This window comes from Flavobacterium tibetense (genome assembly GCF_003293845.1).
Lineage (GTDB): Bacteria > Bacteroidota > Bacteroidia > Flavobacteriales > Flavobacteriaceae > Flavobacterium > Flavobacterium tibetense.
In genome coordinates this window covers 58,499-72,551 of the sequence record NZ_QLST01000011.1, presented here as the reverse complement: position 1 = coordinate 72,551, position 14,053 = coordinate 58,499, and the positions used below count along the sequence as shown (strand labels likewise).

Here is a 14,053-nt window from a genome sequence, read left to right as displayed (position 1 = left end):
ATTAACAATTTGTTACTTGTTCAGTTTTTTCAGCAAATTTCGAGTTGCGGCTTGGTAAGCTGCGGAATGATTGGAATAATCTTGTGAAATAATCGTTTTTAATTCTTCGTGCACCCAATCGTATTTCTTTCCTAAAATAAAAAGTGCCTTCATAGCATAGACTTTTGAAGCCACTTTTTCGTCTTGGATTAATCGGTCAATCAAAGCTTCGATTAAATTGTGTTCTTGTTCTTGCGTTAATGAAATGCCGTTTTTCCGATGATTGCTTTTGGTGAGAAAATAAGCAATCTTAGTTGCCGGTCGTAAGGCAGAATCATCTTTGATCTTTGGAAGAATTTCACAGAATCCCTCAATAAATGGAACAAATTGTTTCAATTTCTTTTCACAAACCAAATCCAAACTCCAAAAGGCTTTTACATGTAATTCATGTTTGATGTCAAAAGCAAGTTGTATCATTTCATTGAGATGGTTTTCGGCTTTCATGGCAAAATTACTGACCATCTTTCTACTAGCTACATGGCAAGTGCTCGATTCGATTTTCTGATACATTTGGCTTTTCATTCGGTAAATATATCAAATTTGCAAAAAAGTTGAAATACTTTGTAGCTATTCATTTGACTTTCTTAAATTTGTTGTTTATTTCTAAATCTAACCAAAGTGATACAACTACACGATAAAAAATTTGAAGTTTTTATCTCGGGAGAGGAAATTAACTTCGCCATTGAAAATATGGTGCGACAAATTGAGGACGATTTTTGCGATGAAGTTCCAGTTTTTATAGGTGTTTTGAATGGTTCTTTTATGGTTGTTGCCGATTTATTAAAAAAATACAAACACAATTGTGAAGTTTCGTTTGTAAAAATGGCATCGTACGAAGGAACGCAAACCACAAATGAAGTAAAGCAATTGATTGGAGTAAATCAAAATTTAGAAGGTCGTTCAGTGATTATCGTAGAAGATATTGTAGATACAGGAAATACAATCGAAGAATTAAAAACAATTTTAAAGCAACATAATGTAAAGCATTTTAAAATTGCGACTTTATTTTTAAAACCTGAAGCTTATAAAAAAGACATTAAATTGGATTATGTAGGTATTCGAATTCCAAATCGTTTCATCGTTGGTTACGGTCTTGATTATGATGGATTGGGAAGAAATTTGAAAGATGTTTATCAGCTTTCAGAATAAAGAAGTTAGAGATTAGAAAATAGATTTTAGAATATTTAAACTACAAACCACAAACATAAAAAAAAATGATTAATATCGTATTATTTGGGAAACCAGGAGCAGGAAAAGGAACGCAAGCCGAATTTTTGAAGGAAAAGTACAATTTAACACATTTATCAACGGGCGATATTTTTCGTTACAACATGAAATACGATACGCCACTAGGTAAAGAAGCTAAAGGCTATATCGAAAATGGCGATTTAGTTCCTGATAGCTTAACTATTAAAATGTTGCAAGACGAAGTAGAAAAAAATCTTACTTCAAAAGGTTTTTTGTTTGACGGTTTTCCAAGAACTATTCCGCAAGCGGATGCGTTAGATGCTTTTTTAAAATCAAAAAATTGGGAAGTTACCGCAACAATCGCGTTGGAAGCTGATGACGAAATTTTGGTGCAACGTTTACTTGAAAGAGGAAAAACTTCTGGTAGAGCCGATGATCAGGACGAAGAGAAAATTCGTAATCGCTACCAAGAATACAACGAAAAAACCGCTCCATTAATGGATTATTATAAAGTACAAGGAAAGTTTCATTCAGTAAATGGTATCGGAAAAATTAAAGAAATTACAGAACGTTTAGCTAAAGTAATCGATAATTTATAGGAGCTAATCCTGCTATTCATTACAAGTCCGCATAAAAAACAATCATTTTGTAAGTTACACAATGTGCTTCTTAGGTCGCAATTGTATAACAACAAAATTAGGTTGTTTTTTATTTGCGCGCTTTTCATTCCTATCAGGGCTATTCATAATCAAAATCCAAAAGTCAAATTCAAAATTGAAACAAAAAACATAGTAGACTTTGTGAAAAACATTGTAAAACTTTGTGCTACCAAACCTGAAACAAATTTCAAACTTAAAAAATCTTCCAACTTCCAACTTCTAACTTCCAACTTTCCCTATCTTTGCAAAATGTTTAATTCTAGTTTTAAGTTACTTCTAACTTTTAACTTCCAACTTCTAACTTCAAAATGACAGAAGGAAATTTCGTAGATTACGTAAAAATATATGTTGCATCGGGTAAAGGCGGAAAAGGTTCTACCCATTTACACAGAGAAAAATTCATTGAAAAAGGTGGGCCAGATGGTGGTGATGGTGGTCGCGGTGGTCACGTATATATAAAAGGAAATAAAAATCTTTGGACACTTTTTCACTTAAAATTTGTGCGTCACGTAAAAGCAGGTCACGGTGGCGATGGTGGTAGTGCCAGAAGTACAGGTGCTGATGGTGAAGATAAATATTTAGAAGTGCCATTAGGAACTGTAGTAAAAGACAAAGAAACGGGAGAAGTTTTATTTGAAATTACTGAACATGATGAGGTTAAAATCCTTGCAAAAGGAGGAAAAGGCGGATTAGGAAACTGGCATTTTAGAAGTTCAACTAATCAAACACCTCGTTATTCACAACCTGGAATGCCGATTCAAGAAGTGGATATTATTTTAGAATTAAAAGTATTAGCTGATGTAGGTCTAGTAGGTTTTCCAAATGCTGGTAAATCAACTTTATTATCGGTGTTAACTTCAGCTAAACCAAAAATTGCAGATTATCCGTTTACAACCTTAAAACCCAATTTAGGAATTGTAGCCTATCGAGATTTTCAATCTTTTGTAATGGCAGATATTCCCGGTATTATTGAAGGCGCTGCGGAAGGCAAAGGGCTTGGTCATTATTTTTTACGCCATATTGAAAGAAATTCAACTTTGTTGTTTTTAGTTCCAGCGGATGCTACAGATGTTAAAAAGGAGTATGAGATTTTGTTAGACGAATTACGTCGTTATAATCCTGAAATGTTAGACAAAGACCGTTTAATAGTGATTTCAAAATCCGATATGCTAGACGAAGAACTAAAAGCTGAAATGAAAGTAGAGCTAGACAAAGCTTTCAAAGGAACACCTTATATGTTTATCTCATCGGTAGCCCAACAAGGTTTACAAGAGTTAAAAGATAAATTATGGAAAATGTTGAATTCATAATTCAAAAATAAAAATAGTAAAAAAGCACCTCCATCGAGGTGCTTTTTTCGTTAAAATTAAATTAAAAGTGCGACTTTTCTTTTCCGAAATTTTATTCAAAATTAATTTTGAGTATCTTCGCCTTATCAAATCAAAAATTAGATTTTCAATGAAAAAATTAGTACTATTCGTTGTTACTGCTATGCTAATGTTACCAGCATCAGTAAAAGCTAACGAAGGAATGTGGTTTTTAATGTTCTTAGAGCGTTTGAATCACCGCGACATGCAAAAAATGGGCTTGCAATTAACAGCCGATGAAATTTACAGCATCAACAACCACAGTTTGAAAGATGCAATCGTTCAATTTAATGGAGGTTGTACTGCTGAAATGATTTCAAAAGATGGTTTAGTTTTAACGAATCACCACTGTGGTTACGATAAAATTGCTGAATTATCAACTCCAGAAAACAACTACTTAAAAGATGGTTTTTGGGCTGCTGATAGAAGCAAAGAATTAAAACCAAAGAATTTATTCGTTCGTTTCTTCGTTCGTATGGATGATGTTACCAAAAGAATTTTATCAAAAGTAAATCCTTCCATGACAGAAGCTGAAAGAGAAGCAGCTATCAACAAAGAAATTGCTTTAATTCAAAAAGAAAATGACGAAGGCGGAAAATATACGGTTTCTGTTCGTCCTTTCTTCCAAGGAAATGAATATTACTATTTTGTTTACCAAGATTATACTGATGTTCGTTTGGTAGGAACTCCAGAAGAAAGTTTAGGTAAATTTGGTGGCGACACAGACAACTGGGAATGGCCTCGTCATACTGCAGACTTCTCTTTATTCAGAGTTTATGCTGATGCAAACGGACAACCAGCGGAGTATTCTACTAATAATGTTCCTTTAAAACCAAAACATTACTTGCCAGTTAACATTGGTGGAGTGAAAGAAAATGATTTCGCTATGATTTTAGGTTATCCAGGTAGAACTAACCGTTGGATGCCAGCTAGTGGAATTGATCAAAACGTAAAATTTGCTTATCCAGCTTGGGTTGAAGGTTCTAAAATGGGAATGGACAAGTTAAAAGTGCACATGAACCAAAGCGCTGAAGTAAATTTAATGTATGCTTCAAAATACGCTTCTATCGCGAATTATTGGAAAAACCGTCAAGGAATGATTGATGCGTTAACGCAATTTGGTACTGCTAAAACAAAAGCCGCTCAAGAAGCAAAATTCAACAAATGGGCAAACAAAAAAGAAAACAAAGCAAAATACGGAAACGTTGTTGCAACTATCAATAATTATTATGCTTTAACTAATGAAAAAGCGAAACACGATAATTATTTAATGACATTATTGCGTTCTAGTTCTTACGGCACAATTGCAAGAAGCTTAGGTCGTCAATTAGAGGCTTATGCTAATGCTAACGAAGAAAAGAGAAAACAAATGGCTCCTGCATTAGCTCAAATGGCGGATGAGTTTTTCACAGAAGTTTATATTCCAGCTGAAAAAGATGTTTTAGCAGGTCAATTGAACTTATATGCTACAAAAGCAACGGGTCATGGAATTGCTCCTTTTGTTGCTGAAATTGGAAAAGCTAATAATAATGATTTCACAGCTTATGTAAATGCAGCATTTGAATTGAGTATGTTCTCTTCGGCAGATAAAGTAAAAGCATTTTTATTGGTTCCAAATCAAGCAGCAGTTACTAACGATCCATTAGTTAAATTATCTAATGAGTTATTGAACCACTACAATGCAAAATCAGACGAAATTGCAAAAGCGCAAAACGATTACAGTGCGGCATTCCGTTTATTAGTGGAAGGTTTAAGAGAATCTAAAATTGCAACTATTTTGTATCCAGATGCAAATTCAACGTTACGTTTAACTTACGGAAAAGTTCGTGCTTTACCTGCTGACAAACGCAACGATGCAAAAGTGAACAACTATACTACTATGGAAGGTTTGGTAAAAAAATACAAAAAAGGCGATGCTGAATTTGATTTACCAACCAAAATTTTAGACATGCAAAAAGCACGTAACTACGGTCGTTATGCTGATAAAGACGGAACGTTACATGTAAATTTCTTAACCGATAACGATATCACTGGAGGAAATTCAGGTTCGCCAGTTTTAAACGGAAAAGGAGAATTAATTGGTTTAGCTTTCGACGGAAACATCGAAGCTATGGCTGGTGACGTAATTTTTGATCCAAAATTACAAAGAACAATCAACGTAGATATTCGTTTTGTACTTTGGGTTATTGATACGTATGCTGGTGCTAAACACTTAGTTGATGAAATGACAATTGTGAAGTAATTTACAAATTCATAAATATATTGAAATCCGACTTAATTAATTTTAAGTCGGATTTTTTTATTTTCCAATTAGAATAGAAATCATTTTCCTATTTTTGAAGAATATTTCCTTATGCGACAACTATTTTTGATTTTTTTATTTCCAATGTTTCTTTTCTCACAATCCAATTTTGAGAAAGGCGAACGCTTATATGCCGAAAACAAATTGTCAGAAGCTAGAAGGATTTTTAAAAATGAATCCCAAAATTCGACAAATTACTATAAATCTATTGAATATTTAGGCGATATAGAAGGTAGAAACAAAAACTGGGATGAAGCTATTTCGTACTATAAAATTTTAAAAACCAAATTCCCTAAAAACGCCAATTATTGGTACAAATACGGTGGCGCATTGGGAATGAAAGCTAAAGAATCCAATAAATTTAAAGCTTTAGGAATGATTGACGAGGTAGAAGAAACCTTTTTAAACGCAGCAAAATTAGATGCAAAACATATCGATACGCGTTGGGCATTGGTGATGCTTTATATCGAATTACCAGGAATTGTTGGCGGAAGCGAAAAAAAAGCTCAAAAATATGCCGATGAACTAATGGCGCTTTCAAAAGTCGATGGTTATTTAGCAAAAGGGTATATTGACGAGTATTTCAATCGCTATACAAAAGCAGAAAACCATTATAAAAAAGCACATGAAATTGGCAATTCAAAAACCACTTTCGAAAAATTATATGACTTATATTTGAAAAAGTTGAAAGACAAAACAAAAGCAAATAAGTTAAAAATAGAATTTGAAAACAAATAGTGTAATTGTTGAAATGTTTAGTCGTTTAATCGATTTGACAAATTAACAGTTTAACAATTCAACATAAAAAATGAGAACACATTTTATAGCAATCGGCGGAGCTGCCATGCACAATTTAGCATTAGCCTTACACAACAAAGGATATCATGTAACGGGTAGCGATGACGCTATTTTTGAACCATCCAAATCACGTTTGGAGAAAAAAGGTTTGTTGCCAAAGGAAGAAGGTTGGTTTCCTGAAAAAATCACAACTGATATCGAAGCGATTATTTTGGGAATGCATGCAAAAGCTGATAATCCAGAATTGTTAAAAGCACAAGAATTAGGCTTGAAGATTTATTCGTATCCCGAATTTTTATACGAACAATCAAAAAATAAAACTCGAGTAGTTATTTGTGGTTCGCACGGAAAAACTACGATTACTTCCATGATTTTACACGTGATGCATTATCATAATATCGAAGTAGATTATATGGTAGGAGCACAGTTGGAAGGTTTCGATACGATGGTGCATTTAACCGAAAACAATGATTTTATCGTGTTAGAAGGCGATGAATATTTAACTTCACCAATCGATTTGCGACCAAAATTCCATTTGTACCAACCCAATATTGCCTTGTTATCAGGAATTGCTTGGGATCATATCAATGTGTTTCCTACGTTTGATAATTATGTGGAACAGTTTAGAATTTTTGCTAACCAAATCACTCGTGGTGGCATTTTAGTATACAACGAAGAAGACGAAGCCGTAAAATCAGTGGCCGAAGAAACTGAAAATCAAATCCGAAAAATTGCCTACCAAACACCAAGTTACACAGTTGAAAACGGAACGACTTTGTTAGACACACCGGAAGGTCCAATGCCAATTGAAGTTTTTGGAGCACATAATCTTAGTAATTTAGCCGGTGCCAAATGGATTTGCCAATGTATGGGCGTGGATGAAGCCGAATTTTACGAAGCCATCGCAAGTTTCAAAGGTGCTTCCAAAAGATTAGAAAAAATTGCCGAAAGTGCTAATAAAGTCGCGTATAAAGATTTTGCACATTCGCCAAGTAAAGTTTCAGCTACTACTAAAGCAGTAAAAGCACAATATCCCGATAGAAAATTAATCGCTTGTTTAGAATTGCACACGTATAGTAGCTTAAATGCCCAATTTTTAAAAGAATACCAAGGCGCTTTAGACGCAGCAGATGTTGCCGTAGTTTTCTATTCACCTGATGCAGTAAAAATCAAACGTTTGGAAGAAGTAACGTATGATCAAATCGCACAATCGTTCCAAAGAGAAGATTTAATTATTTACACCAATCCAACAGAATTCAAAGACTTTTTATTCAGCCAAAATTTAGAAAATTCGGCCTTATTGTTAATGAGCTCAGGAAATTATGGTGGATTGAATTTTGATGAGGTGAAAGGTTTGATTGGTTAATGTAATGATTTGAAAATTTCATAATGAATAAAATGATCCGAGTTTAATTCGGATTTTTTTATTTGTCACATCGAGCAATATCAAGAAATTTCATAATTATTGTTTAATGAAGAAGTTTAAATTAATTTGTTTACTTTCAATATTGAATAAATTATTACTGATAAAAAAATATAAGTTAAAATCATCATTTCAAATCTCAATTCAACATTTCTTTTAATAAAAGCATAAGGGAGAATTATTAAACCTAATCCTAAGAAAAAAAAAGCAATTTTAGTATCTTCACCTTTGAGTTTTTTGGTTTTTTCTAAATCAATAAACTGACTATTGTTTTTTGCTAATCCATAAACATAAGTGAAATTATTTACAATGGTTTCTCTGTTGAGTTTGTATTTATCTGAACTGTCAATCTTAATTTGAATTCTATCGTTTTTATTAATGGATTTTTTAAATAATTCTAAATCAATGGTTTTATATTCAAAATTCGATATATGAAAATCCTTTTTGTATTCCTTTGAAGTAATGATTATATGTGCAGGTGTTTTTCCTTGTCTTTCAATAAATTTTGGGTTTTCTTTTAAAGTTAAATGTATTACTACAAGATTACTTTCAATAATTGAATTGTCTTTTTTTAAAAAGAATATAGAAAGAATAATAATTGAGACAGAAATGATAAAAATTGCAATTCTGTCTTTTTTTAATTCTTGATTAAAATGATAAGCCATTTGGTTTTAAACTTTTTTCAAATATAACTTTTTCTTACTTTATTATTAACAAATTATTCCCCATACATATAATGCCCCACAATTTTCCAACTCAGCAAACAATCTTCTAAAACTTGACCGCTTCCTACGTTGTGTACAATCATTGGGTTGCCATTGCTTGATTTTATGTGTGTTACAATACCAATATGCGGTAATTTATCACCAATCATCCAAGTGACTAAATCGCCTGTTTTGTAATCGTTTGGATTTTGGGTAATAGGTAAATTTTTTCCTTTTCGAGCAAAGAAAACTTCTAAATTTGGCACTCTTCTGTGGTCAATGTTTTTATCAGTAGATTTTAATCCCCAAGTTTTTGGATATAATGAAAAGTTGGCTTTCATGTCTTCATGCACTTCTTTTTGCAAATCAATTCCTAATTTTCGATACGCACGAATCACTACATCTGTACAAACACCCGTTTTTGCAGGAACATCACCATTTGGATATTGTATTCCAACATATGCCGGCGTGTAAACCACTTCAGGATCAATGATTGAAATCGCTGCATTGGATAGTTTTTGATAAAAATCTGTTGGGGTTTCAATGTGTTGAGTTGCTGGTTTTGATTCAGATATGTTTTCTGCAATAGTTTCAGATTTCCAGCATCCAAAAGAAAAACAGATTAAAAGTAAAGGAAGAAATATTTTCATGTTTTACACTTTTTGTCAGACTGAGCGAAGTCGAAGTCAATACTTTTTAAAAATTCTCGACTGCGCTCGAAATGACATATTGTAATTTCAAACGCAATTTTCAAGCCATTTATTTTGAAGATTTTTTAAAACCGCATAGAAACATAGAAAAAGAAGAATTTAATAGTCAATAAATTGATTCACCTAGCTTCTTTGTAACCTATCTAAAATAAAATGCCTAATTAAATGAAAAGTAAACCTATGTTTCTATGTGGTAAAAATTTAGTTTTTTTCATTTTTAAGATTTTTTAATTAACTTTGTTCTTATAAACGCCAAAATAACATCTTATGTACACGCCAATCAACCAATGGGCAGAAGACGATCGCCCTCGTGAAAAATTTCTTCTAAAGGGTAAAGCTACCTTATCTGATTCCGAATTATTAGCTATTTTAATTGGTTCCGGTTCTCGAAATGAGAGTGCCGTTCAATTATGCCAACGTATTTTAGCTTCCTCCGAAAACAACTTGAATACACTCGGAAAAATGTCGGTTTCCCAGCTCATGCAATTTAAAGGAATTGGTGAAGCAAAAGCCATTTCCATCGCTGCTGCATTGGAATTAGGAAGAAGACGAAGAGCTGAAGAAGCCGTAGAACTCAAAAAAATCACATCCAGCAAAGCGGTTTTTGATATTATGCAACCCATTATTGGGGAATTGCCTCATGAAGAATTTTGGGTATTGTATCTCAATAATTCCAATAAAGTCATCTACAAAGCCCAACTCTCAAAAGGCGGAATCACAGGAACAGTTGTAGATGTTCGCTTAATTTTCAAAACGGCTTTTGAGCAAAACGCAACAGGTTTAATTCTTTCCCACAACCATCCATCAGGAAAATTAATTGCCAGTGAAGCCGATTTGAAAATAACCAAACGCATCAAAGAAGCAGGTCAAACCTTAGAAATCCAAGTTTTAGATCATCTCATTATCACCGAAAATGGGTATTTGAGTTTTCAAGACGAAGGGATTTTTTGATTAATTTCAAAGCCTAATTTTTTGCAAAAAATTAAGAAAGAATTCTTTTCTAATTAGCTATATTGCAAACCTATTCGTATAAAGTTTAGATAAAAATGATTAGTACAAACAAAATCACATTTTCCTATAATAAAGATCAAGTATTTCATATGCCTGATTTGTATTGTGAAGCAGGAAGCACTATTTTAATTACAGGCGATTCTGGAAAAGGAAAAACGACTTATTTGCATATTTTAGGAGGTTTGTTAAAACCAACTTCTGGCGCTATCGAAATTGATAAAGAAAATATGCTCGCTCTTTCGGAAAAGAAATTAGATAAATTTCGAGGAAAAAACATTGGTATTGTTTTTCAAAAGTCTCACTTTGTAAGTGCGTTGACAGTTTTAGAAAATCTAGAAATGGCTTCATGGTTAGCAACTGGTAAAAAGAATTCAGCAAGAGCTAAAAAACTTTTAGAACAATTAGATGTTGCCAACCAAGCAAATAAATTACCTTCTCAATTGAGTATCGGTCAACAACAACGTGTTTCTATTGCAAGAGCTTTAATAAACGAACCAAAAGTGCTTTTGGCAGACGAACCTACATCAAGTTTAGATGATAAAAATGCTGAAAAAGTTATCGAATTACTAACTTCTTTATCGAAAGAATACAAAGCGGCTTTAGTAATTGTTACGCACGATAGCCGAATTAAAGAAAAGTTTATAAATAAAATTACTTTGATATGATAGCAAAATTAGCTTGGAAAAATATATGGTTCAAACCATTAAATACCATTTTGAGTGTTATTTTGTTAATATCGAGTGTGGCGATCATAACGACATTGATATTGGTAGAAAAACAATTTGAAGAAAAATTTACCAAAAATATTGACGGTGTTGATTTAGTGATGGGTGCTCAGGGGAGTCCGTTGCAATTAATTTTGTCTTCGGTTTATCATGTGGATGCTCCAACAGGAAATATTAGTTATGATTCTGCAAAAGTTTGGATGCAACATCCGTTTGTGGAAAAAGCTATTCCATTGGCATTTGGAGACAATTACCGCGGATTCAAAATCCTTGGAACCACAGCTGATTATTTAGAAAAATATGAAGCGAAAATAGCAGATGGTAAAATCTTCGAAAATAACTTTGAAGTAGTTTTGGGAAGTGAAATTGCTCAAAAGCTGAGTTTAAGTGTTGGTGATGAATTTTACGGTTCGCATGGCGATGCTGCTGAAGGTCATGTTCATGAAGAATACATATACAAAATTGTGGGAATTGCTTCGCCAACAGGTAAAGTTGTTGATAATCTTATTTTGTGTACTATCCCAAGTGTTTGGCAAATGCACGGAGACCATGGTGCAACAGAAAGCGAAAATCTATCTCACGGAGAAGAAGGTCATGTTCATGTGGAAGGTGACGACCACGATCATCATCAAGATGTTACAATAGACGAGCCAGGAATGGAAATCACTGCTGTTTTGCTCAAATTTAGAAACAAAATGGGAATTGTAACTTGGCCTAGAATCATTGCTCAAAATACTAAAATGCAAGTAGCTTCGCCAGCTTTAGAAGTGAATCGTTTGTTTTCATTGTTTGGTATTGGAATTCAAGCGTTACAATATTTAGCTTATGGAATCATGCTGATTTCAGGAATTTCAATTTTCATTGCTTTATACAATACTTTGAAAGAACGTAAGAACGAATTTGCGTTACTTCGTGTCAATGGTGCCAAAAGAATGCAGTTAACCCAATTGGTTTTAATAGAAAGTTTGTTACTTTGCATCGTCGGATTCATCTTTGGTACGATTTTGGGTAGAGTTGCACTAGTATTGATTTCTAACTCAGCCGAACAAGATTTTAAAATGAGTTTCAATCCATACGAATTCCTTTGGAATAAAGAAGGTGTTTTGTTCTTACTTACTATTGGAGTTGGAATAATAGCCGCCTTAATTCCAGCCATAAAAGCATATAAATTAAACATATCAAAAACATTAGCAAATGCATAATTACAGTAAATTTTTCATCGCACTTTTAGTCGCTGTTTCGTTTTTTAGTTTTCAAAAACCGGAGGTAAAAACAGTTAGTAGCAATAAATCAACAAATGCAGTTCTAGCTGATACGCTAACTTGGACTTTATTAGGAAAAATTGATTACAACAAAAAAGCGGATAAAGTTTACGGCGAAGTCATGTTTCCAGTAATCAATCCAAAATTAAAAACCAAGCAAGGCAAACCAATTGTAATCAGTGGATTTATTATTCCAATTGATAATAAAAGTTATGCATTGAGTAAAAATGTATTCGCAGCTTGTTTCTTCTGTGGAAAATCAGGCCCAGAAACTATTATGGGTATCAAGTTCAAAGGTGGCGCATTTCCAAAATTAAAAACGGATCAATACGTAACTTTAACCGGAACATTTCGCTACAACCATAACGATGTAGAAGATTGGATTTACCATATCGAAAATGCCGTAATTACTGCTGGAAAATAATTTTTGCTCCAAAAATTGGCAAAATAATTAATGAATTTTCAAAACAAAAAACATATTTTCTTCGATTTAGATCATACCCTTTGGGATTTTGATAAAAATTCTGCGTTTGCATTCGAACTCATTTTTGAAAAACATCAAATTCCAGTTTCAGTAAATGCTTTTATTCAACATTATCTTCCTATTAATCAAGAGTATTGGAGATTGTATCAAACCAATCAAGTGTCACACGAACACCTTCGTTACTACCGATTAAAAGATAGTTTTGATGCGTTAAATTATGTAGTGGATAGCACTTTAATTAATCAACTTTCCGAAGATTATATTCAGTATTTACCAGAAAATAATCATCTTTTTGATGGAGCCATTGAGGTTTTGGATTATTTGTCAAATCATTACAAATTGCACATCATCACAAACGGATTTAGTCAAGTGCAAACTCGAAAGTTGCAAAATGCCAATATCGCCCATTATTTTGCTACCGTTACCAATTCAGAAATGGCTGGTGTGAAAAAACCACATCCTAATATATTCAATTTTGCCTTATCTTTGGCAAATGCAACCATTCAAGAAAGCATCATGATAGGTGATAGTATAGAAGCAGACATACAAGGTGCATTGTCCGTTGGAATGGATGCGATTTTTTTTAACGAACTAGTAATCAATCATTCACATCCAGTAATGCAAATTCAGCATTTATTGGAACTTAAGAAGTTTTTATAATGAAAAGAATTATATTTGTACTAATATTCACGTTGTTTTTCTCATACGTAAAAAGTCAAGAAAAAATCCAAAATATAATTATACCTGAAAAATTTGATTTTTTTAAAGAAGCCAATCAATACAATTTAAATTATTTATTAAAAGCATTTTTTGATAAAGAAGGTTTCTTTACTATTTATGATAGTGAATTATCAGAAGATTCCCCAATTGATTCATGTGCTTTTGTATATCCAACCTTAAAACATGAAAAAAACTTTTTTATTACAAAGATTTTAGTTGAAATCAAAGATTGTAATGGCAATATTTTACTAAAAAGTGTAGAAGGTACAAGTAGAGATAAGTCATACAAGAAAGCAAATAATGAGTCTTTGCGCATAGCTTTAAACTCTTTAAGAGGAAAGCTAAATTTTAAAGCAAAAACTTCAACTAAGCCTGTTGTAACTGTTATTGCTAAAAAAGCAGATGAACCTCAAATAATAAAAAATAATGAAAAGAGTTTACTTCGTCTATATTCAATCCCAACACAAACAGGATATAAATTAGTAGATGAAGTTCCAAATGTAATTTTTGAACTAACCAAATCATCATCACCTGATATTTTCATTGCAAAAAAAGGAAACCTTCAAGGACTTTTTGTGAAAAAAGAAAACAATTGGCTCTTTGAGTACAATGATGGTAATCAATTAATTTCAGAAAAAGTCGATGTGAAATTTTAATTTTT

General features: G+C 32.7%; 15 protein-coding genes. 12 read left to right on the top strand and 3 right to left on the bottom strand.

From position 1 onward, the window contains the following. Nucleotides 1-12: 12 nt before the first annotated feature. Nucleotides 13-549 (bottom strand): hypothetical protein, encoded by a 537-nt coding sequence (locus DPN68_RS09675; protein WP_133256591.1) that lies wholly within the window; start codon nucleotides 547-549, stop codon nucleotides 13-15. Between the two features lie 108 nt (nucleotides 550-657). Between DPN68_RS09675 and hpt the strand changes: the two genes are divergently transcribed. From hpt to DPN68_RS09645, 6 genes are all read left to right on the top strand, one after another. Next, on the top strand, nucleotides 658-1,188 hold the full coding sequence (gene hpt, locus DPN68_RS09670) for a hypoxanthine phosphoribosyltransferase (protein WP_113989452.1): 531 nt from the start codon (nucleotides 658-660) through the stop codon (nucleotides 1,186-1,188). Nucleotides 1,189-1,253: 65 nt separating this feature from the next. Continuing rightward, nucleotides 1,254-1,826 carry an adenylate kinase gene (locus DPN68_RS09665; protein ID WP_113989451.1) on the top strand — a complete coding sequence of 191 codons (573 nt, stop codon included), beginning with the start codon at nucleotides 1,254-1,256 and terminating at the stop codon, nucleotides 1,824-1,826. Nucleotides 1,827-2,194: 368 nt separating this feature from the next. Further along, the gene (gene obgE / locus DPN68_RS09660) at nucleotides 2,195-3,196 is read left to right on the top strand and encodes a GTPase ObgE (RefSeq protein WP_113989450.1); all 1,002 of its coding nucleotides are present in this window, start codon (nucleotides 2,195-2,197) and stop codon (nucleotides 3,194-3,196) included. 148 nt (nucleotides 3,197-3,344) lie between these two features. Next, the gene (locus DPN68_RS09655; RefSeq protein ID WP_113989449.1) at nucleotides 3,345-5,495 is read left to right on the top strand and encodes a S46 family peptidase; all 2,151 of its coding nucleotides are present in this window, start codon (nucleotides 3,345-3,347) and stop codon (nucleotides 5,493-5,495) included. Between the two features lie 111 nt (nucleotides 5,496-5,606). Next, the gene (locus tag DPN68_RS09650; RefSeq protein ID WP_164496745.1) at nucleotides 5,607-6,293 is read left to right on the top strand and encodes a tetratricopeptide repeat protein; all 687 of its coding nucleotides are present in this window, start codon (nucleotides 5,607-5,609) and stop codon (nucleotides 6,291-6,293) included. A 70-nt stretch (nucleotides 6,294-6,363) separates the two neighbouring features. Beyond that, nucleotides 6,364-7,719, top strand: a complete 1,356-nt coding sequence (locus tag DPN68_RS09645) for a UDP-N-acetylmuramate--L-alanine ligase (RefSeq protein WP_113989448.1) — start codon at nucleotides 6,364-6,366, stop codon at nucleotides 7,717-7,719. 116 nt (nucleotides 7,720-7,835) lie between these two features. Here DPN68_RS09645 and DPN68_RS09640 read toward each other — a convergent pair whose 3' ends face one another. Next, a complete protein-coding gene (locus DPN68_RS09640; protein ID WP_113989447.1) occupies nucleotides 7,836-8,441 on the bottom strand; it encodes a hypothetical protein in 606 nt (201 codons plus the stop codon). A gap of 53 nt (nucleotides 8,442-8,494) precedes the next feature. Then, complete coding sequence (locus tag DPN68_RS09635; protein ID WP_113989446.1) at nucleotides 8,495-9,130, bottom strand: DUF1287 domain-containing protein; 636 nt, start codon at nucleotides 9,128-9,130, stop codon at nucleotides 8,495-8,497. 327 nt (nucleotides 9,131-9,457) lie between these two features. On the opposite strand from DPN68_RS09635, the gene radC reads away from it, so the two are divergent. The 6 genes from radC to DPN68_RS09605 all read left to right on the top strand — a co-directional run bounded on the left by radC (nucleotide 9,458) and on the right by DPN68_RS09605 (nucleotide 14,048). Next, on the top strand, nucleotides 9,458-10,141 hold the full coding sequence (radC, locus tag DPN68_RS09630) for a RadC family protein (protein WP_113989445.1): 684 nt from the start codon (nucleotides 9,458-9,460) through the stop codon (nucleotides 10,139-10,141). Between the two features lie 95 nt (nucleotides 10,142-10,236). Continuing rightward, entirely contained in the window at nucleotides 10,237-10,866 is a 630-nt protein-coding gene (locus DPN68_RS09625) for an ABC transporter ATP-binding protein (RefSeq protein WP_113989444.1), read from the top strand. Beyond that, nucleotides 10,863-12,128: an ABC transporter permease gene (locus DPN68_RS09620; RefSeq protein WP_113989443.1), complete on the top strand. Its 1,266-nt coding sequence runs from the start codon at nucleotides 10,863-10,865 to the stop codon at nucleotides 12,126-12,128. Before DPN68_RS09625 ends, DPN68_RS09620 begins: the two co-directional genes overlap by 4 nt. Beyond that, nucleotides 12,121-12,612: a hypothetical protein gene (locus DPN68_RS09615; protein WP_113989442.1), complete on the top strand. Its 492-nt coding sequence runs from the start codon at nucleotides 12,121-12,123 to the stop codon at nucleotides 12,610-12,612. The genes DPN68_RS09620 and DPN68_RS09615 overlap by 8 nt, the downstream gene beginning before the upstream one ends. A 30-nt stretch (nucleotides 12,613-12,642) precedes the next feature. After that, on the top strand, nucleotides 12,643-13,332 hold the full coding sequence (locus DPN68_RS09610) for a YjjG family noncanonical pyrimidine nucleotidase (RefSeq protein ID WP_113989441.1): 690 nt from the start codon (nucleotides 12,643-12,645) through the stop codon (nucleotides 13,330-13,332). Continuing rightward, on the top strand, nucleotides 13,332-14,048 hold the full coding sequence (locus DPN68_RS09605) for a hypothetical protein (RefSeq protein ID WP_113989440.1): 717 nt from the start codon (nucleotides 13,332-13,334) through the stop codon (nucleotides 14,046-14,048). Before DPN68_RS09610 ends, DPN68_RS09605 begins: the two co-directional genes overlap by 1 nt. The last annotated feature ends 5 nt before the right edge of the window (nucleotides 14,049-14,053 follow it).